Annotated in this window: 24 protein-coding genes and 2 pseudogenes; 2 read left to right on the forward strand and 24 right to left on the reverse strand. The window is 39.9% G+C overall.

Translation table 11 applies throughout. The annotated features are described in order from the left end of the window. Positions 1-68: 68 nt before the first annotated feature. The 20 genes and pseudogenes from ACYT32_RS11860 to mobQ all read right to left on the reverse strand — a co-directional run bounded on the left by ACYT32_RS11860 (position 69) and on the right by mobQ (position 17,308). On the reverse strand, positions 69-782 hold the full coding sequence (locus tag ACYT32_RS11860) for an alpha/beta hydrolase (RefSeq protein WP_063722235.1): 714 nt from the start codon (positions 780-782) through the stop codon (positions 69-71). Between the two features lie 122 nt (positions 783-904). Then, positions 905-1,090 (reverse strand): annotated as a pseudogene (locus ACYT32_RS11865) (recombinase family protein); the annotation flags it as partial. Then, positions 1,089-1,469: pseudogene (locus ACYT32_RS11870) on the reverse strand (ArdC-like ssDNA-binding domain-containing protein); the annotation flags it as partial. The pseudogenes ACYT32_RS11865 and ACYT32_RS11870, both read right to left, overlap by 2 nt. Positions 1,470-1,472: 3 nt before the next feature. Then, the gene (locus tag ACYT32_RS11875) at positions 1,473-1,688 is read right to left on the reverse strand and encodes a hypothetical protein (RefSeq protein ID WP_063489985.1); all 216 of its coding nucleotides are present in this window, start codon (positions 1,686-1,688) and stop codon (positions 1,473-1,475) included. Between the two features lie 121 nt (positions 1,689-1,809). Next, positions 1,810-3,948 (reverse strand): type IA DNA topoisomerase, encoded by a 2,139-nt coding sequence (locus ACYT32_RS11880; protein WP_216804282.1) that lies wholly within the window; start codon positions 3,946-3,948, stop codon positions 1,810-1,812. A 16-nt stretch (positions 3,949-3,964) separates the two neighbouring features. Continuing rightward, positions 3,965-4,834 carry a conjugal transfer protein TrbL family protein gene (locus ACYT32_RS11885; RefSeq protein ID WP_057811775.1) on the reverse strand — a complete coding sequence of 290 codons (870 nt, stop codon included), beginning with the start codon at positions 4,832-4,834 and terminating at the stop codon, positions 3,965-3,967. 12 nt (positions 4,835-4,846) lie between these two features. Next, the gene (locus ACYT32_RS11890; protein WP_063490482.1) at positions 4,847-5,260 is read right to left on the reverse strand and encodes a hypothetical protein; all 414 of its coding nucleotides are present in this window, start codon (positions 5,258-5,260) and stop codon (positions 4,847-4,849) included. A gap of 12 nt (positions 5,261-5,272) precedes the next feature. Next, a complete protein-coding gene (locus tag ACYT32_RS11895; RefSeq protein ID WP_219033509.1) occupies positions 5,273-6,802 on the reverse strand; it encodes a VirD4-like conjugal transfer protein, CD1115 family in 1,530 nt (509 codons plus the stop codon). Continuing rightward, a complete protein-coding gene (locus ACYT32_RS11900) occupies positions 6,799-7,257 on the reverse strand; it encodes a hypothetical protein (protein WP_021357686.1) in 459 nt (152 codons plus the stop codon). The genes ACYT32_RS11895 and ACYT32_RS11900 overlap by 4 nt, the downstream gene beginning before the upstream one ends. Next, complete coding sequence (locus ACYT32_RS11905) at positions 7,258-7,569, reverse strand: thioredoxin (protein WP_395266439.1); 312 nt, start codon at positions 7,567-7,569, stop codon at positions 7,258-7,260. A 40-nt stretch (positions 7,570-7,609) separates the two neighbouring features. Beyond that, positions 7,610-8,227 (reverse strand): hypothetical protein, encoded by a 618-nt coding sequence (locus tag ACYT32_RS11910; protein ID WP_021357684.1) that lies wholly within the window; start codon positions 8,225-8,227, stop codon positions 7,610-7,612. 14 nt (positions 8,228-8,241) lie between these two features. Continuing rightward, positions 8,242-9,411 (reverse strand): phage tail tip lysozyme, encoded by a 1,170-nt coding sequence (locus tag ACYT32_RS11915; protein WP_064775086.1) that lies wholly within the window; start codon positions 9,409-9,411, stop codon positions 8,242-8,244. A 1-nt stretch (position 9,412) separates the two neighbouring features. Further along, complete coding sequence (locus ACYT32_RS11920) at positions 9,413-10,831, reverse strand: type VII secretion protein EssB/YukC (RefSeq protein ID WP_395266438.1); 1,419 nt, start codon at positions 10,829-10,831, stop codon at positions 9,413-9,415. Further along, on the reverse strand, positions 10,824-12,839 hold the full coding sequence (locus ACYT32_RS11925) for a VirB4 family type IV secretion system protein (protein ID WP_395266437.1): 2,016 nt from the start codon (positions 12,837-12,839) through the stop codon (positions 10,824-10,826). Before ACYT32_RS11925 ends, ACYT32_RS11920 begins: the two co-directional genes overlap by 8 nt. Before the next feature lie 11 nt (positions 12,840-12,850). After that, positions 12,851-13,510: a TrsD/TraD family conjugative transfer protein gene (trsD, locus tag ACYT32_RS11930; protein ID WP_216747856.1), complete on the reverse strand. Its 660-nt coding sequence runs from the start codon at positions 13,508-13,510 to the stop codon at positions 12,851-12,853. After that, positions 13,479-13,841 carry a conjugal transfer protein gene (locus ACYT32_RS11935; protein WP_216747857.1) on the reverse strand — a complete coding sequence of 121 codons (363 nt, stop codon included), beginning with the start codon at positions 13,839-13,841 and terminating at the stop codon, positions 13,479-13,481. Before ACYT32_RS11935 ends, trsD begins: the two co-directional genes overlap by 32 nt. A 20-nt stretch (positions 13,842-13,861) precedes the next feature. Then, positions 13,862-14,200 (reverse strand): CagC family type IV secretion system protein, encoded by a 339-nt coding sequence (locus ACYT32_RS11940; RefSeq protein ID WP_216747858.1) that lies wholly within the window; start codon positions 14,198-14,200, stop codon positions 13,862-13,864. A 1-nt stretch (position 14,201) separates the two neighbouring features. Further along, entirely contained in the window at positions 14,202-14,816 is a 615-nt protein-coding gene (locus ACYT32_RS11945) for a hypothetical protein (protein ID WP_216747859.1), read from the reverse strand. Positions 14,817-14,854: 38 nt separating this feature from the next. Then, a complete protein-coding gene (locus ACYT32_RS11950) occupies positions 14,855-15,166 on the reverse strand; it encodes a hypothetical protein (RefSeq protein ID WP_159271163.1) in 312 nt (103 codons plus the stop codon). Positions 15,167-15,247: 81 nt separating this feature from the next. Further along, positions 15,248-17,308 carry a MobQ family relaxase gene (gene mobQ, locus ACYT32_RS11955; RefSeq protein WP_265049666.1) on the reverse strand — a complete coding sequence of 687 codons (2,061 nt, stop codon included), beginning with the start codon at positions 17,306-17,308 and terminating at the stop codon, positions 15,248-15,250. A 251-nt stretch (positions 17,309-17,559) separates the two neighbouring features. Between mobQ and ACYT32_RS11960 the strand changes: the two genes are divergently transcribed. Both ACYT32_RS11960 and ACYT32_RS11965 read left to right on the forward strand, forming a co-directional pair. Then, entirely contained in the window at positions 17,560-17,787 is a 228-nt protein-coding gene (locus ACYT32_RS11960; RefSeq protein ID WP_461793471.1) for a hypothetical protein, read from the forward strand. Between the two features lie 22 nt (positions 17,788-17,809). Next, positions 17,810-18,088 carry a hypothetical protein gene (locus ACYT32_RS11965; protein ID WP_265478817.1) on the forward strand — a complete coding sequence of 93 codons (279 nt, stop codon included), beginning with the start codon at positions 17,810-17,812 and terminating at the stop codon, positions 18,086-18,088. Here ACYT32_RS11965 and ACYT32_RS11970 read toward each other — a convergent pair. From ACYT32_RS11970 to ACYT32_RS11985, 4 genes are all read right to left on the reverse strand, one after another. After that, the gene (locus ACYT32_RS11970) at positions 18,078-18,767 is read right to left on the reverse strand and encodes a zeta toxin family protein (protein ID WP_057799491.1); all 690 of its coding nucleotides are present in this window, start codon (positions 18,765-18,767) and stop codon (positions 18,078-18,080) included. The genes ACYT32_RS11965 and ACYT32_RS11970 overlap by 11 nt on opposite strands. Position 18,768: 1 nt before the next feature. Continuing rightward, positions 18,769-18,966 carry a hypothetical protein gene (locus ACYT32_RS11975; protein ID WP_057799489.1) on the reverse strand — a complete coding sequence of 66 codons (198 nt, stop codon included), beginning with the start codon at positions 18,964-18,966 and terminating at the stop codon, positions 18,769-18,771. A gap of 149 nt (positions 18,967-19,115) precedes the next feature. Further along, entirely contained in the window at positions 19,116-20,225 is a 1,110-nt protein-coding gene (locus ACYT32_RS11980) for a replication initiator protein A (protein ID WP_105923077.1), read from the reverse strand. A 505-nt stretch (positions 20,226-20,730) separates the two neighbouring features. Beyond that, positions 20,731-21,108: a hypothetical protein gene (locus ACYT32_RS11985; RefSeq protein WP_062688638.1), complete on the reverse strand. Its 378-nt coding sequence runs from the start codon at positions 21,106-21,108 to the stop codon at positions 20,731-20,733. Between the last annotated feature and the right edge of the window lie 3 nt (positions 21,109-21,111).

Consider the following 21,111-nt stretch of genomic DNA (forward strand, 5'->3'; position numbering starts at 1 on the left):
ATTTGGAAAACAAAATACCCTCGGCAAAAATAATTTTTTGTCGGGGGCATTTTCAGGTTTATGACGATTTATTTGAATTGTTTCAACCACTCTAAGCAAAGCGGGAACCACTTGGCAAAATGCTTATCTGCCCGGTCGCGGTTCACAATTGCCGTATATTGATTGCCTAAGCTAAAGCCGTGGCCGCCTGAACCGAAGACGTGCAGTTCGAATGGCACTTCATTTTCAAACAGCGCCGTTGTGTATGGTTGGATGTGGTCAACATACGGTGCCAGCCCATCTTCCCTGGCGCCAAAGATAAAGGTTGGCGCAGTATCTGTGGTGACGAGCTTTGAAACATCCTCACTTTGAATGCCAATTTTTTCATCCAAAGCTTGATTAATCACTGGATAGCCCAAGATAGCGAAGCGAGCGTGGTTGTTAGCCTCACAAGAATAAGCCGCTGCGAGTTGGCCGCCAGCTGAAAAGCCGATGATGCCAATATTTTGAGGATTGACTTTCAAATCGTTTGCGTGTTTAATAATGTAGTCAAACGCCGTTGTAATGCTTTGCTTAGCCACTTGATAGTTTTTCTTTTCATTAATTGGATATTCGAGAACAAATGCTTGGTAACTTTGTGTTAAGAACGTCAGGGCTACGCGTTCGGAGTCCCGTTGCTTGAATGGCTTGTAACTGCCACCAGGCAAGATCACAATTCCAGGTAAATCAACGTCAGTGGCACTATTATAAATGTCTAATTTAGTGTCGTTTGTTTCATCTAGTACAACTTGTTTGAAATCCATACGATCACCTCACTTACTATTATAAGTTGGTCAAGAAGAAATTGCCATTATCAATTTAAGTAATTTTCAATGAAGCCTTGTTGGCTCGGCTTTAACCATACTTATTTGATTAATTTTACAATCTACCATTGCACTGTGCGCGGAGAAATATTAAAAGCTTCAGCGGCTTCCTTCACAGTATGAGAGTTAGAATATTCAAAGATAGCCATATTCCGGCTATCTTTTTTTCTTTTGGGTCTACCCTCCTTATAGTTGGGATTGTGTTGCCTTGCAAATATTTTACCGACTTGCGTACGCTCGATAATCTGGCTCACCGCTAGTTTGTGACACATCAAAGACGGGTAGATAACGATAACCGACAATGGCGCGCTCATCGGTGGTATCAAGTCGCTTTTGCTCAGCGGGTGTCAGTTTCTTAATAATCGGGGCCGCAATCCGAATCGCTTTTGCGCCTCGTTTGACGGTGCGGTTAAAAGCCGTCTGCCATTGCTTAAAACCCGCAACTTGCGTTGCTTGCGGATTTTGCGCATAAATCAAATCAATGTTTCTGGCGCTATAATGATGAAATTTAGCCAGGGTATTAAGATACTGTTTAAATCGGTCACTATCGGTTAATTTTAGGATTTGTTGTTCGGCTTGGGCGACTAATTGTGCTTTCCAGGCTTTAACGTCGGCTTTACTCGGCATTGTCTACCCCTCCTCATCTTCAAAAATATCATTCAATATAGGGGCTACGTTGATTTGAACCGGGGTCGTGCCATAAAGGGCAACGTAGCCATCGGCTAATTTTTGCCAGGCCACTTGATAATAAGACCCATTTCCAGTAATTTCTTTTAAATACTTATAGGCTCCTTTAGTCTGCAAAACTGGTAATTCACTCCCAATGACTGCTAATTTATTATCCATTTTATGATCTCCTTTGCTTTGCTAATCTCACCCGTTGTTTAGGTTTACTTTTGGCTTTATAAAAGTGAACCTAAATGACGAGTTCACCAACCGCAACAACGTGCAGGGCGGTAGGCAGGTTCTAATCAAAATCAAAACTTAATTTATGACCGTCAAGTTTTAGCTTGGCGTCAAACGACTTTCCCTTTTTGCTCTTAAAACCCTTTAATTTACTGGTTTCACCCTTGGTGACTAAGGCTTTGATTGCAGTTTTACCGAGGGTTTTGCTGCTCCATTTCTTGGGTAAGGTAAAGTCTTTGCCTTGCTTAGGCTTCACAATGTAAAACTTCTGTTTATTTAAAACGGTCGCTTGCGGTGTTTCTAAGAAGACTTCGGCGGCTTTTTGCGCTTGCTGTTGGTGATTGATTTGTTGCTTAATGGCTGCACTGCCAGTCAATTGCGCGGGGACCTCAGCAATCAATTTTTCCACGAACTTTTTAATCTGGCTCAAAAAGTTATCCGGGGTGCGTTCTTCGGTACTGATTTGTTGTAACGCTTGCTCCCATTTTGCTGTCATCTCTGGGCTAGTTAACAAGGGTTCGAGTTCAACCGCTTTACATAAAATAATCCCCGCTTCACTGACGTGGAGCTTGTTCTTTTCAGTAACTAAATAGCCGCGCTTCTTTAACACTTCCAGCACATTGGCCCGGGTTGCACTCGTTCCAATGCCTTGCACATCTTTAAGAATCGCTTGGGCTTCTTCATCATCAAGTGTTTTACCGGCCGTCTTCATTGCCGTAATTAAGGTACCTTCGGTAAAGGGCACCGGTGGGGTCGTTTCTTTTTGCGGTGTTTGCAGATTTGCTTTAACCTGATCGCCTTGGTGAACGAGCGGTAAAGTTTCTGCTTCTTGCTGGTCGGCTTTGTGATCATCAAATAAAGCTTGCCAGCCTTGCTTAGTTGGGACCTTACCGGTTGCTTTAAAATTGGCGTCACCAACTTGGGTAATAATGGTGGTTTCCTCGTACTCGTACGGATCAGCAAACATCGCTAACGTCGTTCTTAAAACCAAATCATAGACCTGTTGCTGTAATTTAGGTAAGGACGCTAATTGATCTTTCGTCGGTACAACTTTAGTCATGATAATGGCGTAATGTTCTTCAACCTTTTTCCCATTGACGTAACGTTTATTTGGGGTGGTATTGGTTAAAGCGACTTGCTTAGATACCAAACCCAGATACTTCGTCAGATTAGCCACTAAATAATCAAATTCTTCATCAGTGATATAAGCACAATCAGTTCGGGGATAACTCAACAACTTGGCTTCATATAAACTTTGAATAGCCGCTAAGGTTTGGCTGGCACTGGCATGATACCGTTTATTCATCGCACTTTGCAGACTGGATAGCGAAAATAGTTGGGGACTGGCACTCTTTTTAGCCTGCTTTTGCACGTCCTTGATTAAACCGCCCTGTGAGCCTTTCTGAACGTGTTTAGCTTGCATGAATGTCATTAGCCCTGTTTCGTTTTTAAACCGCTGATAGGGGTCTAATTTTGCGGTGAATTTTTGCTGATTGGCTAATATTTCCGCATTTAGTTCAAAATAGGGTTCCGGCTTAAAGTTTTTGATTGCCTGGTCTCTTTGATAGACCATATATAAGGTTGGCGTTTGTACTCGACCAATCGAATACACCCCGCGTACCCCGTTTTGTCTTAATAACAAAGTATATAAAGGACTGCCATTCATACCAATTAACCAGTCACTAATTTGACGGGTTTGGGCTTCTTTATAAGCCAAATAGTCTTTGTGCCAATCACCAAGATTTTTAAAGCCGGTAATAATCGCGTCTTTTTCCAAACTATTCAACCATAGCCGCTTAATGGTCTTCTTTTTAACATCAATATGGGCTTGATTCATGATTGACCATGCAATATTGGAACCTTCTCGGTCGCTATCTGTGGCAACAATAATGGTATCGGCTTTCGTTAGTAAATCTTTGACGACTTTAAACTGCGTTTTCTTATCGGTTAGCACGATAAACTTGTATTTATCGGGGAAAATCGGTAAATTAGATAGCGCCCATTGCTTGTACTTTTGATCGTATTTTTCTGGTGTTGCTAATTCGACCAAATGGCCGAATCCATACGTGATTACAGTATTTTGGGGCAAAACAGGGTCACTAACCGTATAGTAACCCTGTTTTTTTGTGCTTTTTTGAAATGCCTCAACGTATGACCTTGCTTGGCTCGGTTTTTCAGCTAAGATTACTGTGTTTGACATTTTAATGTTTCCCCCTTTACTGTCCTCTAAGCATGTTTCGTCCAATATTACCCATACCACGCATAACTGACCGTCCAGCACTTTTGGTAATCCCTGTTGAAGCCCAAAAATCTTGAATTACATGTGGTGTGTGTAGTACTAACCAGCCAAAACCAATAGTTCCCATAAAGGCAACAAAGCTCCATTTTGAGCCAATATGTGTGAAACACCAAATTGATAAGGTTAGTGATAACACTTGGGACAACATGGAAACATTGTAATAGACTAATTTTTTCCACCAGGTTGAGCTATAATCAAAACTTTCACTGGCAATCGACATAGCAACAATCGGGATTGATAAGTTATAAAATGCCATATCTGCAAAGTAGATACACATTTTAAGGAAAAATGCTACGGTTACGATTGCAAAAAAGGCTAGAAATAGTATTTGCATAAATCCTGTAATTTTAATGCTTTTCGTGACTTGTGATGTTGAATAAACAGCGTCTGCGGAAAATTTACCACTCATATCAAACATGCCTTTTGCAAGTGGTAAGATGATTCTTGTTTGCAAAAATGCTTGTAAAAAGACCATGACCGGAATTGCAATTGCGGATCTAACAGCGTCTATAATAATGTTCGCCCACGTTACATCTGTACTTTCGTCCGCCTCGCCAATAAGTGTAATGATAATTCTTGCTAGGACAACCACGACAACCATTGATGTCGCAAAAGCAAGAAATATACCGTACCATGTATCAATGATTGGTAGAGATGTACTTAATTGGTCTAAAATTGCTTTTACACCTGATACAGCAAAGTTCATGATTGCTTTAAATACATCTTTCAACCAGTCGTTTATTTTATCTCCAATAATTGACCCAACAACAAAATTTTGTGAGTACATACACTTTCCTCCTTACTTTGAGACTAGGTTGTTTTTATCTGTCATACCATACATTGCATTTTTAGCTGGTTGATTAGTTTTACCTCGATCCAAAATCAATGAGTAGCCACTATCTGTTTTTTTGATTTTGAAGTAATATTTACCGTCACTTCCTAAATCTTCGTGGTGTGTAAGTTTCAAATATTCAACATTACCTTGCTTTTTGATTGAGTATTTAAAATTCTCGGTCATTGGTTCTTTCCCTAAAATCATGGTGTTATCTTTTTTAAAATTAACGGTATTGCTTTCTTCTTGGCTTGTTAAAATCCATTCTTGTGCTTGTAACTTTTCTGCGGTGGTTTTATGTCCAAATATAAAAGCAATACCTAGTAGGACTGCTAAAAATACTAGAACAATACTAGCAATTGTGATTTTCTTATTACTCATCAATATAGCCTCCTAAAAGTTCACATCTTCGTTTTCGTTTTGAACGCTTTCTTGTTGTTTCGTTGCCTGGTCTAATTCGTCTTGCATATCTTCTTCTTCTTCGGGTTTTACATCATTCTTTGCTCTTGTAGCTTTGGCTTTTGCTAACTCCGCTTCCCACTTTTTGTTTGCTTCGTTAAACTTTGTAACCTGACTTCCTGAAGGTTCACTGGTGTAGTCGTTTTGTTTCAATTCAACTAAACGATCAGCACCAGGGAACAACTTAAATTGAAAAGCCTTTGTTGCTTTAATTGGTCGTTGATTTGAGAAAATTAATATACTTTGTGTATCTGGCATTCGCATGATCTCGTCAGGCGTCATGAGTGAACGGCTAGTATAGCTGTAACTATCACTTTTGCTGTGACTTTCTTCCTTGCTATGACTGGTACTCTCACTACCGGTTTCCACTTTTACGGTCGATTTACCTAACAAATCACTAAAGTATTTAGCGGTCACGTCATTAGCGGCATTCAAGCAAATTTTAACCGCATGATTACCTAAGATACTCTCGGCCTTATCCTTGCCATACAAAGCTTGGAGCTGGGTTAAGGTTTGACAAATGGTGGTGACGCCAATGCCGTACCCTCGACACGTCGCTAGGAACTCCTCATACTTGGGAAACTTCCCCAAATTGACAAATTCATCAAGGATAAAGTCTACTGGATTAGGTAATTTTGCTCCGTTATCGGACGCTAATTTGTATAATTCATCAAACAATTGTGAGAAAAACAGATTGATGAAGCTTTCATAAGTGTTATCCATGACGGGGATAATTACATATAGCACAACTTTAGCGTTGCCAATATCTTTTAAATCGAAATCTGAAAATCCTGTAAAGTCGGCAACTTCGGCGTCAACAAACTTGCTGACGGTTGCTAACAAGCTTTCAATGATACTGGCTTTCATCTCTCCTTTGGCTTTTTTGAAACCTAGTTCATAAGCTCGTCTAGCTGGATCAGTCATGGTTAAGTCTAAGAAAAGTGAATCTAGGGGGCTATCAGTTTCATCTTTGTCTGGTTCAACATCAAACTTTTGTAAAATGTTGGTAACTCCTGCTAAGTTGCGTTCTTTTGGCTCTCTGTGGTTCATTACAAATAAGATTAAGGCTTTCAGCAACTGACGTTGGGTACTGAACCACACATCTTTTTTGCCCTCGGCATTTTCACTTTGCACGATCTTTGTTGCCACGGTTTCAGCTTGAATATCTCGTTCGATATAATCAAACGGATTATACCGATCAGAATGTATCATGTTCGCAAAATTTACAACATGGACTTGATAGCCCTGAGCGACTTTAATACCTGCTGTCTTTTCGTAAAGTTCTCCCTTTGGGTCGGTTACGACAATACTGTTTTGTGTTTCGTTAAAAAGATTTGTAATAACAACCGATTGCGTTTTGTAAGAACCTGGACCCCCGACAACGAACACGTTTCGGTTGGGCTTGGTGCTGTTATTTTGGTAAATAATTTGCTTATCAACCATACCTAGAATTGTACCGTTCATTTCTGCTCCCCCTTATCCTGCAACTGCTTAATAACGTCTGAATTCAGGCTTTCATTAAACTGACTGCTTAAATCTTTGGAACTTATCGTAAAATATTGTGTTAATAAATCTTTTACGTTTCCCCATGTCGCACTACCATGGGTGTCCGTATCTGCTGTTTCCCACGCTTTGTGCTTGCTATTGCGTTTCAAAGCAAAATAAATGGTGTATAGGACCACAGCGATACTGACGATAATTAATACCGGGTTCTTTTGACCCAAATACAAGTTGTAATAGTGCCAGGGGTGCAAGGCTAATTGTTTTAATACGGTTGGCATATGATCCGCAAAAGTTAGCTTATAGTGCGACAAGGCCATGACTGATCCAGCTAAAATCTCCGCTAAATACAAGCCAATGATTAGCGTTAGTAGATATGGCCAGCTGACTTTAACGCTGTTTAATAATTTGTCTTTCATCTAATCACCTACTATCTGTTTAATCCTTTGTTGGTTGGTACCGGAGTATCGTTGCTTGCCATGGATCAAGGTTGGTACTGACGTTAATTGATATTTTTGAATGTAATGCCGATTCTGCGGTTGGCTCATGTTAATCAAGACGATGTTGTGATTGATTGCGTTGTGCCAATAAATCTGATGAAAAATTGACTGACAATCTGAACAATTGTCCCGATAGAAAAACAAAGTTTGCTTAGTATCTTTTGGTATCTGCACTATTTCTCGTCTTTTCTCAATCGTATTGATGTAGTTATGTCCGATAAAAATTACCATAATTGCTAATACCGCCAAGATAGCAAGTGTTTTGATAATTTTATTGAATGTCTGACGCTTCAAAGCTATCTCCTAAACTTTTGACCTTAGTCAACTGTTTGGCGGTCGTATCATAACTTAATTGATACAAAACAGTTTGTTTTTTAAAGTCGTTGCTACCTGTTTTACTTTCAAATGTGATGACGGCTAATCCGTCAATATTTTGGTCTTGCTTGGCTCGGGTATAAACCTTGGCTTGGTCTAGCTTTGAAGAAACGTTATTACTATCACCAAAATTTTGATTACTTGGGAAATATTGGTTATATAAATCATTTGAAATTAAACCTTTAATATGTTCCTTGCGGGTTTTGTATGAATCAGGTTCAAATGTAAACATATACTTTAAAAACTCGTTTGTGGTGTTGTTAAAGTCAATTTCTGCGGTACTTTTGTCTTTATTATTTTGGTAGGTCTTATAACTGTCAATTTGGGTGCTCAATAACTGCTTTTGTTGGTTGGTTTTAGTCAATTGCTGACTAACTTGTCGCTTCTGCTGTTGTAAGCGACTGATCTGTTGTTGCGCCTGCTTAACTTGGCTATGTTGATAGGCATTCGTTCCTAATGACATAATTAAGATCAAACTACCAAGTGCAATACTTAAAACCACGCTACGCTTCATTTGTTGGTTCCTCCTTACTTCTTGATTGGCCGGGCTAACGTTACATCGCTACCACTTAGTAAGCTATAAAAGGCGGTGCCAAAGGTGCTTTCGTTTACATGTCCTGTGGTATCTCCACCCTCTTCAATAATCTTTGTGTTTTTACCATGCCAATTTTCGGTAATAAAAGCGGTGTGTCCGTTATTTCCTGCACCCGCACCCTGATTGACAATGACAATATCGCCTGCTTTGGCGTCATTTTCACTAATTTGTTTCAAGTATTGGTGTGATCCTTTAGCGTCACTTGCCATTGTTCCAGTAAACCAGCCCATATTTGCGGGAACTTTGTAGCCTGCCTTGTTCAAGGTAAGCCAGATAAATCCTGAACAATCAGTTGTTCCTGATTTGTTAGGATTTTTTAAGTTAGTTCCTAAATCAGCGCTAGGGTGCGATTGCCCATACTTGAAATAACCTTTCATACTCTTGGCTGTTTTAATTATATTGCCGTCTGCCTTGCCTGTATCGGTATCACTAGCGCAATCTAGATTAGCGTTGGCTTCCTCATCTTGGCTAGCATTTTTTAAGCTATCCCCTGCAACTGGATCTTTTGTACCAATTACTGAATACCAGTGATCTGCAAAGGCATAACGCTTTGACAAAAACCATTGTTCAGGGTTTTTAGACATACCCTCGTAATCCATTAACCAGGCTTTGGTCGCTTTATGCACGTCCGTATATTTAAAAATCTGCTTGTTTGACGCATAGTAACTACTGTTCAATTCTTGGTCGAGATAATCCAACTGCACGCCGAGATTAGTCGCTGGTTTGCTTTCTTTGTGGGCTAAGTCCTCCAACTTATCTTTACGGCCGCCTAACCACTGGGCTAAGCCCGTGGCCCCGGAACTGGAATTAACAGACTTGGGATCAAGGCGACTTTCTAGTTGTAAGACCCCCAAGATACCGGCGGCCGCTTGTGGGGTGGCACCATACTTTTGTTTCCAATGCTTAGCAATGTTTTTCGCATTTTCTTCCATACCTTTATCGTCTAAATTGGTAACTTGGCTTGATGTGGTATCATCTCCACAATTTTCTTCTAAATCTCCTGTTAATCCTGCAATTATCAATATAATTGCTATGAAAAAGCCTACGATACCATATAATATGAATTTGATTTTTTTCTTTTGAAATTCATAGGCTAGTCCCATGTTAAGCACCTACTTTTTGCTTTGCCTTATCAACTTTATCTTGCGCTGCTGATTGGTCACTCTGCGCGTTCTTTAAGTCCGACTTAGCCGAATCCACCTTCTTATCTTTATCCTTATCTTTGCTGCCATCAATCTTGTTGGCGTCATCTAACTTCTTTTGGGCGTCGCCAACTTCGTTCTTAGCGGCATTGAGACTTAACAGGGCTTTCAAATACTTAGCTTTAGGACTATTCACACCGGCTAATTTGGTTTGGACGGTCTGGGCGTCTTGCGTATCATTATGGGCGAGGAAGGCTTGTCCCATTCTCAATAAAACATCAGCGTTCGTCGTAAAGGATAATTGGTTATTAAGCGTATTGGTATCGTAGTTAACGATGGCTTTTTCAAGTTTCAACTGGTCTTTTTGCTTGCTTGTCGCCTTAGTTGGCAATTCCCACTTGGCAACCTGCCCGCTATCCTTGTTGGCATAAGCCGTGTTGACAACCTTATTCAACTGGCTTGGGTCAACCTTTAAAGCTTGCTGGTACTGACCATGCTTTAAAAAGACATTGACTTGCTTAGTTGCAGGATAGCCGGCTCGTTGCATATCTTTTTGTGCTTCTGACCACTTATGATCATTTAAAGCGGTCTGAATTTGACCGCTATATTTTAATCGCGTGACCTGGGCTTGGTTCTGGTTAGCTAAGCTTTGATACTTTCTTTCGTCACTTTTATGGACTAAGCCGACGGCCACTCCGGCCACAATCGCCACTCCGGCCACGCTCAACCACAAACGTTGTTTGGTTTTCTGCTGGGCCGTTTCAACTTCCTGCCATTCGTGATAACTCACAAAGTCCTCAATGCTGTTAACCACTTCCGTTAACTCATTTAACGACGTAGCTTTAGCTACTTGTTGTAAATAGTCGTCCGGGTGTTTAGCTAGGGCTTCTTTAGGATTGCTTAGTAGCCGTTCATAGGGCGTCCCCGTCAAGCAAAATAGAATCAGCGCTTTGTATTTGGCTAAATTGCTATGTTTGTCATCATAAGGCATGAGTTCATTGGCGCGATAGGCGTACCAAACATGTTGCATGGGGTAATACCACAGATTAGCTGGATTTAACGCAATATGATACTGGCTATCAGCAACCACCTTTTGCGCCATAATTTTCTTGGCAATGGCTGCCCGGATCGCCTTATTTTCCTGCGGTAATTCCTTTAATGATCTGACCTTATCCGGCAAGGTATAAGTTAAAACGACCTTCTGATCTTGTTCAACCACGTTAACCAACTGCAAGAAATTGGCATCAGCTTGCTTTAATTCGTTTAGCTCACTCAACTGGTCGTATCGAAACTGATTGTGATTGAGTTCGAGGATTAACTTGTTTCCTTGTCGCTTGAACGTGCCGACCTCGATATTTAATAGCTGATTTGATTTACTCATTTAAAGTCCCTCCTTCCTCTTCAGTAGTCGTCAAAGCGTCAATCTCACTGGGAGTTAAGATCACGCGCTTTTGATAATCCGGTTGAATGGCTGTCTCACGGTTGTATTTTTCTTGGTAAGCTTCGGGATCAATTAACCGCAATTCTTCTTCGGTCAACTCGACACGCATAAAGGCGCGTTGGCTACCATAGATCATCAGGGCTTCACCTTGCCGGCGGCGCTCCAATAATTTCTTTTCTTTATCCGAGAACGTCATTCTCAACTTAGTAATCACATCATCAACGCCTTTACCGTCTAACCCGAAAAAGATTTTCGTGTAGGAGTTACCGATAATAGATTCACCTATGTTTTGACCGGTATCAGTCGTTCCTTCGATCACATCTTGAATTTGCTGTGTTCCGGCAATCGCTCCGGCATTGTACTTTCTAAACCGCTTGTATGCTTGGTGGAAAAAGGTGGCGGCCGCTTTGTGCAAGGTCAAAAAGTGAAATTCATCAACAAACAATTTCTTGCGGCTATGCCGATCTTTGGTAATTTCGTCCCACAAATATTGAAAGGTGTTCAGATAGGCGGCTGATTGGACTTCCTGTTCACTTTGTAGCGGTTTTAGATCAAAGGAAATGATCTTCCCCTTTAAGTTAACGTTGGTGTGGCCGTCAAATAGGCTGTTAGAGCCATGGGTATAACTGCCTAAAATATAGTAGAAATCTTTAACCCGATTAAATTTGTCGGCGTCTTTATCAGCTAGTTTTTCCAACTCGTCATAAACATTGGATAGGGTCGGCCACTGATCGTCTTTAATTTCTTTCAAGCGGCTGTATTTCAAAACGCCACTGTTGACGTAAGCTTGTTTAACGACATCATCAAGGATTGCCAGTTCAACTTGGGTAATCCCGGTTTTAAGGACTTCAAAGAACCCCTTTAATCGCTGGATTTTATCTTTGACTAGTAAATCAAGGTTCGTGACCGCTTCATCAGCGCTGAGGATTTCTTCGGAAAAGATTTGGAGCGGATTAATTTTGTACTTAGCATTCGAGGTTAGGTGCAAGACTGCCCCACCTAGGGCTTCGACAATCTTGGTATATTCATTTTCTGGATCAATAATGTAGATTTGATAGTCTTGAATGGCGTAGCGTAGGATTTTCTGAATCATATAGGTGGTTTTACCAACCCCGGAAGTCCCGATAATGACTTGATTTTGATTAAGCGTCTTGTTGCGATCCAACATATCTACGGCAATTAAGCTGTTGGTATCTTTGTTAACCCCTTCAATATCGCTTCTAGGCTTCAAGTCCAAAATTTCCGCGTCATCAAAGGGAAACATGCTACTGGCGACTTCGGTATTACTTTCTTTATAGGTGTAATCCCCCATGAGGTTCTCGTTAATTGGCATGGTTGACCAAAAGGCTTGGAACGTCGCTTTAACGGGCACTAAGGGCTTCATTTGTAGTTTAATCAGCGTGTTTTTGACATTGTCGGTTAAATCATCTAGTTCTGCTAAACTGTTGGCCCGTAGATAAATGAGCATATGTTGGTACACAAATGTGGTAGAATTATCAAGGTATTTATCTAGTTGCATGTTGGCTGAATCAATATAATTTTGCAGAATCTTCTTTTTATACGGGTCGAACGTATTTAACTTCTGTGCTTCCTTATTTTGAATCGTCTTCTTGTAATAGGTAATCATTGAATTGTTACTGGCGCTGTCGATATATTGCACAATATCGATAACGCCTTTTTTGCGCTTCAATTCTGATAACCAGTTGCCATACACCCGCTTAGGATAGTCAGCGACCGCTAACACCCGAATAAAATTCTCGCCCGACTGGACGTAGGTGGGGTACTGTTCCCAGCTAAACGGGAATAGTGAATGCAAGCTATCGCGATCAATCAGCTTGGTAAAGTCTTCCACCTCCGATTTTTGTTTATTAACCGCTGTTTCACTATTTTGCTGACTTTCGTTTTTGGTTGGCATGAATAAGTCAATGACTTTATCACCAAAATTCATTTTGTTTCCCCCTATCCATTGAAATTGATTAAGTTCTTTAAAATCTCTTGAACTTCTTGACTAGTCAAAACTTTGGCCGTCACATCAAAATCCGTTAACGCATTTTCAATGTCTCGTTTAACCTGTTCGATCTTTTCGTCTAAATGAGTGACCGCTAGGTTTAAGCTCTTAACACTTTTGTCTTTAATTGGCACCTTAACGATTAGCAGATGTTGCTTAGTTGTCATGTTTTTAGATTCTTGGACTTTAGTAAAGTGATCCAAGTAACTGGCTATGAGCTGGATTTTGAACTGTTGTTCCGGGTGGTCTTTTTGTAAGGCGAGATACCGCCGTTTGAGACCATTGAGATAAGCCGTCATATTGACGGGAATCGTCGGTTCTAAGAACTGTAGCGTGTCATCAACACCTTCACCCAAGGTACTCATCAGAAACGCGCCATAGTCCTCAAAAACGTCCTGTTGTTCAGTTTCATTAAGCAGATCAAGATTGATCCCACTAACTTCCAAAATCCCAACGAGATTACCCGTTTTGGTAACTTCGTAGTTACCATACATACCCACTACTAAGCTCATGTCATCAATGGTCTCTTTCCCGCCATTGATTTTTGGTGGTTGGTAATTCCAATCTAACTTGGCTACTTTATTGGCGGTTTTGTTCTTCTTCAAACGCATTTAGTTCACCTCGCTTCTTCGGTTTTAAATAAAACAGTTTCTGACCATTGGCATAGCAGCGTTTCAACTTAAAGTTATCCCGCACTTTAATATTCTTCCGCGCCGCAACTGGCCTAATTGTTAAAATAGCCATGACAATCGTCATGGCTAAGACAACAATCACTATTTTTATCAGGACTAAAATCAGACCATAGGGTGGGATCGCAATAAAAATTAAGCCCACTAGTCCTGCCAGCGCCGCATAGCCAAAATCCTTCAAGGTGTAATCTTTCCAGATCCCATAATCTTTATCCACGTTCTCCGGGAAGATAAATTCTTTTCCTTTCTTCATTTGGCAGGCTCCTTTTTAAATTAAGTGAATAGGCTGTAAACCCAAGGTAATAGCCAGATAATCGCTGCCGCTAAGGCCACTAAACCAGCCACCCGGCCAACCGCGTGGTAAACCTCTGATTTCTCTCGCGGATCGTCTGCGTCAGGCATTCTTTTGATAATAATAAATAGCGCGACACAAATCCCGACTAAAACGACCAACCCGGTTAAAATACCTTGAATCGTCTTCCCAGCTTGGGTTAGCTTACTTTTAACTTCGCCACCGTCTGCGGCAAAGACAACTTGGGCGTTCATCAAGCCCAAGTAAATTGCGGTGGCTCCAGTAGTTGCTAGCGCTTTCATTTTTCTGTATTTTGACATGTTATTCCTCCTTCCTATCGTCTTCTGATGTTCGTAATTGAATTTGTTCTGCCTGCGTTTCTTCTGGCTCACGCTGATAGAACTTGTTCAATTGTTCCTCGGCAATTTGCTGGCTTGGTAATGGGTCGGTGGCTAATCTGACGTGGCCATTTTCACTCGTGGCTAAGTAATACTCTTTTTCTGACTGGCCTAACTCTTGGGTCTCTAGGACATGCAAGTTATGTTCATAACGGACTAAGGCGTTATCAACTTCTAAGCCATAGAAGCCTAAGAAACCTTCTAGGAAACTTTCACCAAAAAAGGTCATTTCATTTCTGATCTGCTTATATTGATGGGTCGGTTTGTCACTCACCAATTTTTCGGACTTTTTAGCATTTTGACTGTCTTGATGGTGATTAAACCAGCCCCTAAGTTTTAATGGCGGCGTTTTTAGCTGACGTTTAACCGTCTTCTTAATCATGGCTCGGCGAACTTCGTCGATTGGCTGGCCGTCTTGATCTAAAATTGCTTGTAGCTGTTTTTGATCGGTTAATGCTTGGTCATTATCAACCACAATCGCCTTTTGATCATCATGAACTAGCTTGCCATTAATGCCTTGCCAGCTTTCTACTTTCATTGAGTCACCTCCTTATGGGGTTTGCTGGGCTAGAAATATTAAACAACTAGCTTTCCCCCAGCCCGCCCGGTAAAATGGATTGTTAGGAGGGTGACACCTAGAAGTTGCGGTTCTAGGTGCTGATCCCCGTTAGCAACTCTACTGCTGACGAGGACGCCCTCTTTTTTTATGTGCTTCTTAATCCACTCTATGCCTTCATCAGATATTAACTTGCTTTTCCCAGAACCAAGCATTAATTCTTCTGGGAATTCTTCTCTATGTCTGCTCAACCAAGCACTAACATAGTTGCGCCCATGTCCTAATTCACGACTTGCTTGTGCTAGACTATGCCATTTTTGTTTGTTTGCCACATGCGGATTCTCCTTTCTTTATTTTATTTTTAGTTTAGCACATAAATAGGTGCATTGATACCATTTAATTTTACATTTTGATTACAAGTGCATCCCCCCATCTTCATGCCGGTTTCGAGTTTGGTGTTGCCGGTGCTTTTTCGTCATTTCCCACTCAGTCTCCTTTAAACCTTGCGCCTGTTTTTGCCGTTGGTAGTCTTCATCACGGGCATATAGGGCGGTCATGATTGCGTTACTAAAGGCCGTCTTTAAGTAATAGTCTGGACTAACTGGCTTGTAGTTCAGTGGTTGATAATGCCCGATATTTTCTTTTCGGTATTGATCGTCCTTATCTTGTCGCTCTTTTAACTGCTTTTGGATTTTCTCGATTTGACTGTTCTTAATCGTTGGATCGACTTTGCATTCGCCAAAAAAGAGTTGTTTAGTGCCATCATGCTTTAAAACCCGTTGTAAGTGATGATTTTCTAACTGATCTAAGCTAAGCTGTCCCGACAAATAAGCTAGTCCTTGTTGATGTTCTTGGGTACTGAAAACCTGTGGTGGATTTGCTTGCCATTGTTCCATTGTTTCGACTTTTAATGGCTTTAAAGTTGGATCATAGTACATCACGGCTGTATAAGCCTGTTCCTGTTTAGTCAATGGCAATCCATCTAAATTGCCTTTGGGAAAGGCCCTTTTCAATACTTCATGGTATTGCGTTTGAATAACTTGCTTAACAGCCATGATTGTTCGCAAATCTTTGACTGCGCGAGTAATCTTTTGCTGTTCGGTTGGTGAATATTTTTCTAGTAACCCTTGATCGACGTGTTCTAGACTTTCTAAGTTATCGTTATGAATCATCAGCGTATATTTCAGTTCGATTTTGACTTCCTTTTCCTGTTGCATTAATAACTTCCAGCCAACGTATGGCCGTTTGGTAAAGGTCAATAATTGTTGGGTCAACAAATCATCACGAATGTTCATTAAACGTTCGTTTAATTCACTACCCTTGAAAACTGTTTGTTCGCTATCGGTTTCCTTAATTAATTCTCGTCTTTCAGCTTGCGTGGTCTGTTCAAAATTAAGCTCTGGATAAAGTTTTTTCGTGGTACGATCGACCACTTTGTTTAAGAGTTCATCTGCCTTTTTTAATGAGCTTTCTTGTTGGTTAATTGTCAATAATTGTTTAGTCACATCTTCACCAACTGCATGTTTAATTAAGGTGCTATTTTTCCAATTAAATAGCATGCGCCGTTTATCATCTAAGCTCTCTAAACTGATATAAGTTTTCAGTTCATGACTTAACTCATTGACCACCCGTTTTTCATTAAACGAGAAATGTTTGCTTAGACTATCTAAATGACCTCTATTGATTGCTTTTTCTTGGTTATTTTTATAACTGGCTTTGGCCTTGCGATAGTCCTTAACTTGTTGATTAAATTCTTTTCTTTCATGCCGCTTACTATTGATTCCCTCATGTTGAGTTGGAACTTCATCTATTCCTTGATTTTCAAAGGATTTTTCGCTGATCCGATCGGGAATATTTTTTTGCTCTAAAACCTGATTGACACTAACCGACCAATTGTGCCGCCATTCAGTTATTTTTTCTTTTTTATCCCAATCGACCAACCAAATTTTTCGGTTTCTTACATTCCCTGCAGGGGTCTTAGTTTTATTACCATGGCTATCTAAAATGTATTCGGTTTTTGTTTTCTGTCCCCAAGTACCATCGGGGTTAAATGGGCGATTGGTTAACATCACATGAGCGTGCGGATTATCTGGGTGGTCGCGATGAATTGCCACGTCGGCTACCATGCCCTCATCAACAAAATTTTCTTGCACATATTTTGTCAGTAATTCTTTCTGTTCGGATTCACTTAATTCTACCGGTAAAGCCACGTTAAACTCTTTTGCATACCGTGAGTTTGATTTACGATCTTTCTTTTCAACTTCATTCCACAACTGCTCTCGATCACTGGCCCATTTTGGTGCATTTTTTGGCGTCAAAATAAAGCTTTCTGGCATAACCGAGCGGGCATAAAAATAGTGGTGACCTTCCTTATCATCAAATAGCTTTTCACCACTTCGATAAGCGGCACTGGCAATCGCACTTCGTCCTTTACCAGCACTAATATTACTAAAACTCATGTGAAAAATTGCCATGTCGGTCACCACCTTTCTTTGGGCTTATTGGTTTGATTTTGTTGTCGCCATCGGCGACTTCTAATACAGGTTTTAATGGGTTTAGCACAACGTCATCTTTGATGACGTGTAAGTGCGCATTGACCTCGTTTCACTCGGTCTGCTGATTCTCTTAACTTTAACTTAGTGTATGCCTTCCGCTTCGCTATTTCAAATTTTATACTTTGACTTAACGTTTCTTATATGATATAGTTTTGGTGATTATTTCTAATATGATTGGAGGGATCGTTATGTCTCAAAATAACTTAGAAAAACAAGAAGCTAAATTAAAAGCCCTTAATCAAAAAATTAAGGACGAAAAAAATAAGATTGAACAACGGCTAGGTAAACAAATCATCAGTCAAGCCAATTTAGATTATGCTAATTTGTCTAACGATCAGATTAATCTTTTAGCCAAGCAATTTTCTGAATTTTTAAAGGTAAAGTCCGTAGATCATTAGCCATACGAGATGGGGAAATTCCATGTCTAATCAATATGAAAAACTAGTTGAGCAACAAGCGCGTTTAAAACAAAAAATTGAGCGAGAAGATTTTAAATTACGGCAATCTAAATACTACGAAAATCGGCAAACCCGCAAAGCCCGTTCTCGCCGATTAATTCAAAAAGGGGCTTTGCTAGAAAAATACTTTCAAGCTGATAATCTCTCGGTTGAACAAACCGAAGAGCTTTTAAAAACATTTGCTGACTATGTTAACGCCCATAAACCAAATAAACTCAAAAACGATCAGCCTAATAACTAGGCCGATCGTTTTTATTTTCTGAATTATTCATGGGATTTCTAATTTTTAAATCTGGATTATTTTTACCAAATTCATTTAGTTGTTTCTGTATAGCTGATTCAAAGGTAATTTTTGGATTTATCCAAGGAAAATTACGTAAATTATTTTTGATCACCTGGTCATGCTCTCGTCTGTAAACTGATACAAATTTTTGGCTATTATCGTAGATCACGACATTATCAGCTTTGAATGCAACTATTGCTAAATTATGATTTGATTGATTATAGCGTTTTTTAACAATTTCATCTGGTACTCCGTGCCCACCTTTTTTGACCCGTTCATGAACCCGATTAATTGCTACTCTTTCGTTTTTTAATGCCACGTATAAAAGCGTGACCTCAAAACCATTTTGGTGAGCCCGCTCAATTAAATTTAATTGTGCCTTTCCTTGCCCAGCTAAGATTGTTTCAACATGAATACTCGGCCCGGTATCTAAAGCCGCGTGGAGTTGTTTTATTTCTTCGCGCATTGCCCTAAAGTTATCACGATCTTTATGCCAATCGCCACCCATTTTTTGTAGGATTTCATCGGCATTTAATCGTTTGGAGTGAGTAAATAATTCGGGTCTCGCGCGATATAAAGTGCTTTTACCAGCACCGTTTATCCCAGCCACGATGATGTATCTCTTTAGCTCACTCATGTTAAATCACGAAATGCTTTTCGTTGATAATTTGTTCTTGGCGTTTATCTAAGAGGTAAGTGTGTAACGCGTCAAACAACTTGCGCTTATCAGGATCTGGATTATGTGCTGCTTGCTCCCAAATGTCTTGAATATCGACTGCCCAGGGGTCAGCCAACAATTGCTCAATTTTTTCAACTTCTTTGCTGGATTTGGTCATTTAAAAAGCTCCTATCCCATTTTTTTAGTTTAGCTATCGCCAATTCAGCCACTCAAAGTGTCTATCTTTGCTTCTAAGCGATTTTAAAGCGATTTTAATATAATTATGCATGTAACACTTAAAATGGCTTAAACGAGCTAATATGACGTTTAATTCCAAGAACGCTCGTTATCAATATTTTGTTCTTTAGGGTGTTTGGCCGCATATTCTCTAGCCGCTTGTTGATTCCACCAAACGCCAAATAGGTTTTGCATGGTGCCATACAAGTAGTTTTCAACGTTCTTGACATGTTTCTCATTGCTTCTAAGAACGTTAAAGTAGCGTCTTAAGGCTTTAGTCATCAAAGGTTTTAGTTCTTCGTCGTAAAGCGAGATTATGACGCCAATATCTTGATGATCCTTTTCAACTCGGTACTTAGCATTTAAGATAATGCCAATGAAGCGCCGCATTTGTTGTGGGGTACGGCACCAAAAACTAAGTAGTTGCACAGCTTCGGGTTCTAAGAAAACCGGTAAGCCACTGTCTTCATCAGTTAAGAAGTCATTAGCATGGCTCACGAGATCATGGTTTTGCTTTTCTAGTTCTGCTGGTGAGAAATGAGCTGTGGAAAAGTCCAACTTTTGAGTATCTATATTGTATCTATCTTTATCTTTTTCTTTAGGTTCTTTATATAGATTAAGTCCATTTTTTGAACTTCCGCTCGTAGCAAGGGTTTGCGGGGTGTCGTCAACGAACTTATGCGGAAGTTCATTTTTTGAACTTCCGCTCGTAGCAAGGGTTTCAACGGTCTCCCGCGGAAGTTCATTTTTTGAACTTCCGCTCGTAGCAAGGGTTTGCGGGCTATTTTGACCATATTCACCGCGTAAATAGACATCGGTGGCTTTGACATCAAGTTTGGAAAGGTATAAACGGTTCGGTTCATTCTTTTTAGTTTTCGGGTTAAAACCCATTTGTTTCTGAACGAGTAATCCGATTGATTCCAGCTCTGTTTTTGTTTTGATGGCTTTTCCCTTTGAGCAATTAAACAAGTCCATTAGTTCTTGGTTGGTAAAGATAAAGTAAACATGACCCTCACTATCAACCCAGTTATTGCGCAAAGAATACTCTAAACGGTCTTTGAGGACCATATAAGCTAATTTAGCGTCATTGCTTAAATGTTTGTATTGATCGCCATACATTAATACTTTAGGAAATTGGAAAAATAAGGCTCCATATACGTTATCGGCTTCATAGTAATTGAACTTTGTTGATTTTGTCATAATTAAAACTCCCTTTCTTGACTGACACACGCTGTCTCAAAAGAGAGTTGCTAAAACATTTGATTTGCTTTAAAATACAAATCTGATATGCTCTAACTGAATTACAAAGCCTCACGGCTAAATGAATGCTTTGTAATTTACCAGCATGTGTCTATTTCTTGGTTGCCCAGTCGGCAACTTTTTTAATTTCTAACAACAAAAAATGGACTAAATAGCTTCGGTTAGCTACTTAGTCCATTGGTTTTAATTTGTGTTTTTTAACTATCCTTAACTTGTCCTTACGGGCTGGTTTGCGGTATAATTAACTTACAAATTAAGAACAATGTTCAGACGATTTTAACTTGCCGGTCTAAATCGTCTGAATCTAAGTAGCTGTCTGTTAGCTACTTGCTAAACCTAAAATCCCTGATTCCTCGTGAATCGGGGATTTTTCTGTTTAGCTTGATCTTTGTATTCGGTTGTTAAATTAGTCTTAGTCTAGCATAGCGCTTACCTAGCAGCAACTTTATTTAGTCTTGTATACTTTGCCAGCTTTTGGTTGAAACCAGTAAGCGATAGAAGATACCAGTAAATACTCAAATAATATAAAGACACTAAAATGCTTGGCCGTATTAATATCAAAAGCACTAAATATAAGGAGCATAAGTAACCCGATGAAATAAGTGATAAACAGGGACATTATTTGTAAAATTCTTACGACAATACGACGATTACCACTGATTCTTTCAAAGAAAAGTTGTAACCAATATTGCATTGGAAATAACCACTGGCGAATAAAAAAGCGGTCATCTACTAGGTGCTTTTTGGCAATTCCAATGGCTGGAATTATCCAAAAGACAATAAGGCTGGCAAGCAAAAATGTAACATTTATTGAAATTTCCATAAC

This window comes from Companilactobacillus sp. FL22-3 (assembly GCF_054881455.1).

Coding starts and splice junctions, on each gene's coding strand:
- ACYT32_RS11860 (WP_063722235.1), bottom strand. CDS start 782: ATGGATTTCAAACAAGTTGTACTAGATGAAACAAACGACACTAAATTA.
- ACYT32_RS11875 (WP_063489985.1), bottom strand. CDS start 1,688: ATGGATAATAAATTAGCAGTCATTGGGAGTGAATTACCAGTTTTGCAG.
- ACYT32_RS11880 (WP_216804282.1), bottom strand. CDS start 3,948: ATGTCAAACACAGTAATCTTAGCTGAAAAACCGAGCCAAGCAAGGTCA.
- ACYT32_RS11885 (WP_057811775.1), bottom strand. CDS start 4,834: ATGTACTCACAAAATTTTGTTGTTGGGTCAATTATTGGAGATAAAATA.
- ACYT32_RS11890 (WP_063490482.1), bottom strand. CDS start 5,260: ATGAGTAATAAGAAAATCACAATTGCTAGTATTGTTCTAGTATTTTTA.
- ACYT32_RS11895 (WP_219033509.1), bottom strand. CDS start 6,802: ATGAACGGTACAATTCTAGGTATGGTTGATAAGCAAATTATTTACCAA.
- ACYT32_RS11900 (WP_021357686.1), bottom strand. CDS start 7,257: ATGAAAGACAAATTATTAAACAGCGTTAAAGTCAGCTGGCCATATCTA.
- ACYT32_RS11905 (WP_395266439.1), bottom strand. CDS start 7,569: ATGGTAATTTTTATCGGACATAACTACATCAATACGATTGAGAAAAGA.
- ACYT32_RS11910 (WP_021357684.1), bottom strand. CDS start 8,227: ATGAAGCGTAGCGTGGTTTTAAGTATTGCACTTGGTAGTTTGATCTTA.
- ACYT32_RS11915 (WP_064775086.1), bottom strand. CDS start 9,411: ATGGGACTAGCCTATGAATTTCAAAAGAAAAAAATCAAATTCATATTA.
- ACYT32_RS11920 (WP_395266438.1), bottom strand. CDS start 10,831: ATGAGTAAATCAAATCAGCTATTAAATATCGAGGTCGGCACGTTCAAG.
- ACYT32_RS11925 (WP_395266437.1), bottom strand. CDS start 12,839: ATGAATTTTGGTGATAAAGTCATTGACTTATTCATGCCAACCAAAAAC.
- trsD (WP_216747856.1), bottom strand. CDS start 13,510: ATGCGTTTGAAGAAGAACAAAACCGCCAATAAAGTAGCCAAGTTAGAT.
- ACYT32_RS11935 (WP_216747857.1), bottom strand. CDS start 13,841: ATGAAGAAAGGAAAAGAATTTATCTTCCCGGAGAACGTGGATAAAGAT.
- ACYT32_RS11940 (WP_216747858.1), bottom strand. CDS start 14,200: ATGTCAAAATACAGAAAAATGAAAGCGCTAGCAACTACTGGAGCCACC.
- ACYT32_RS11945 (WP_216747859.1), bottom strand. CDS start 14,816: ATGAAAGTAGAAAGCTGGCAAGGCATTAATGGCAAGCTAGTTCATGAT.
- mobQ (WP_265049666.1), bottom strand. CDS start 17,308: ATGGCAATTTTTCACATGAGTTTTAGTAATATTAGTGCTGGTAAAGGA.
- ACYT32_RS11960 (WP_461793471.1), top strand. CDS start 17,560: ATGATTGGAGGGATCGTTATGTCTCAAAATAACTTAGAAAAACAAGAA.
- ACYT32_RS11965 (WP_265478817.1), top strand. CDS start 17,810: ATGTCTAATCAATATGAAAAACTAGTTGAGCAACAAGCGCGTTTAAAA.
- ACYT32_RS11970 (WP_057799491.1), bottom strand. CDS start 18,767: ATGAGTGAGCTAAAGAGATACATCATCGTGGCTGGGATAAACGGTGCT.
- ACYT32_RS11975 (WP_057799489.1), bottom strand. CDS start 18,966: ATGACCAAATCCAGCAAAGAAGTTGAAAAAATTGAGCAATTGTTGGCT.
- ACYT32_RS11980 (WP_105923077.1), bottom strand. CDS start 20,225: ATGACAAAATCAACAAAGTTCAATTACTATGAAGCCGATAACGTATAT.
- ACYT32_RS11985 (WP_062688638.1), bottom strand. CDS start 21,108: ATGGAAATTTCAATAAATGTTACATTTTTGCTTGCCAGCCTTATTGTC.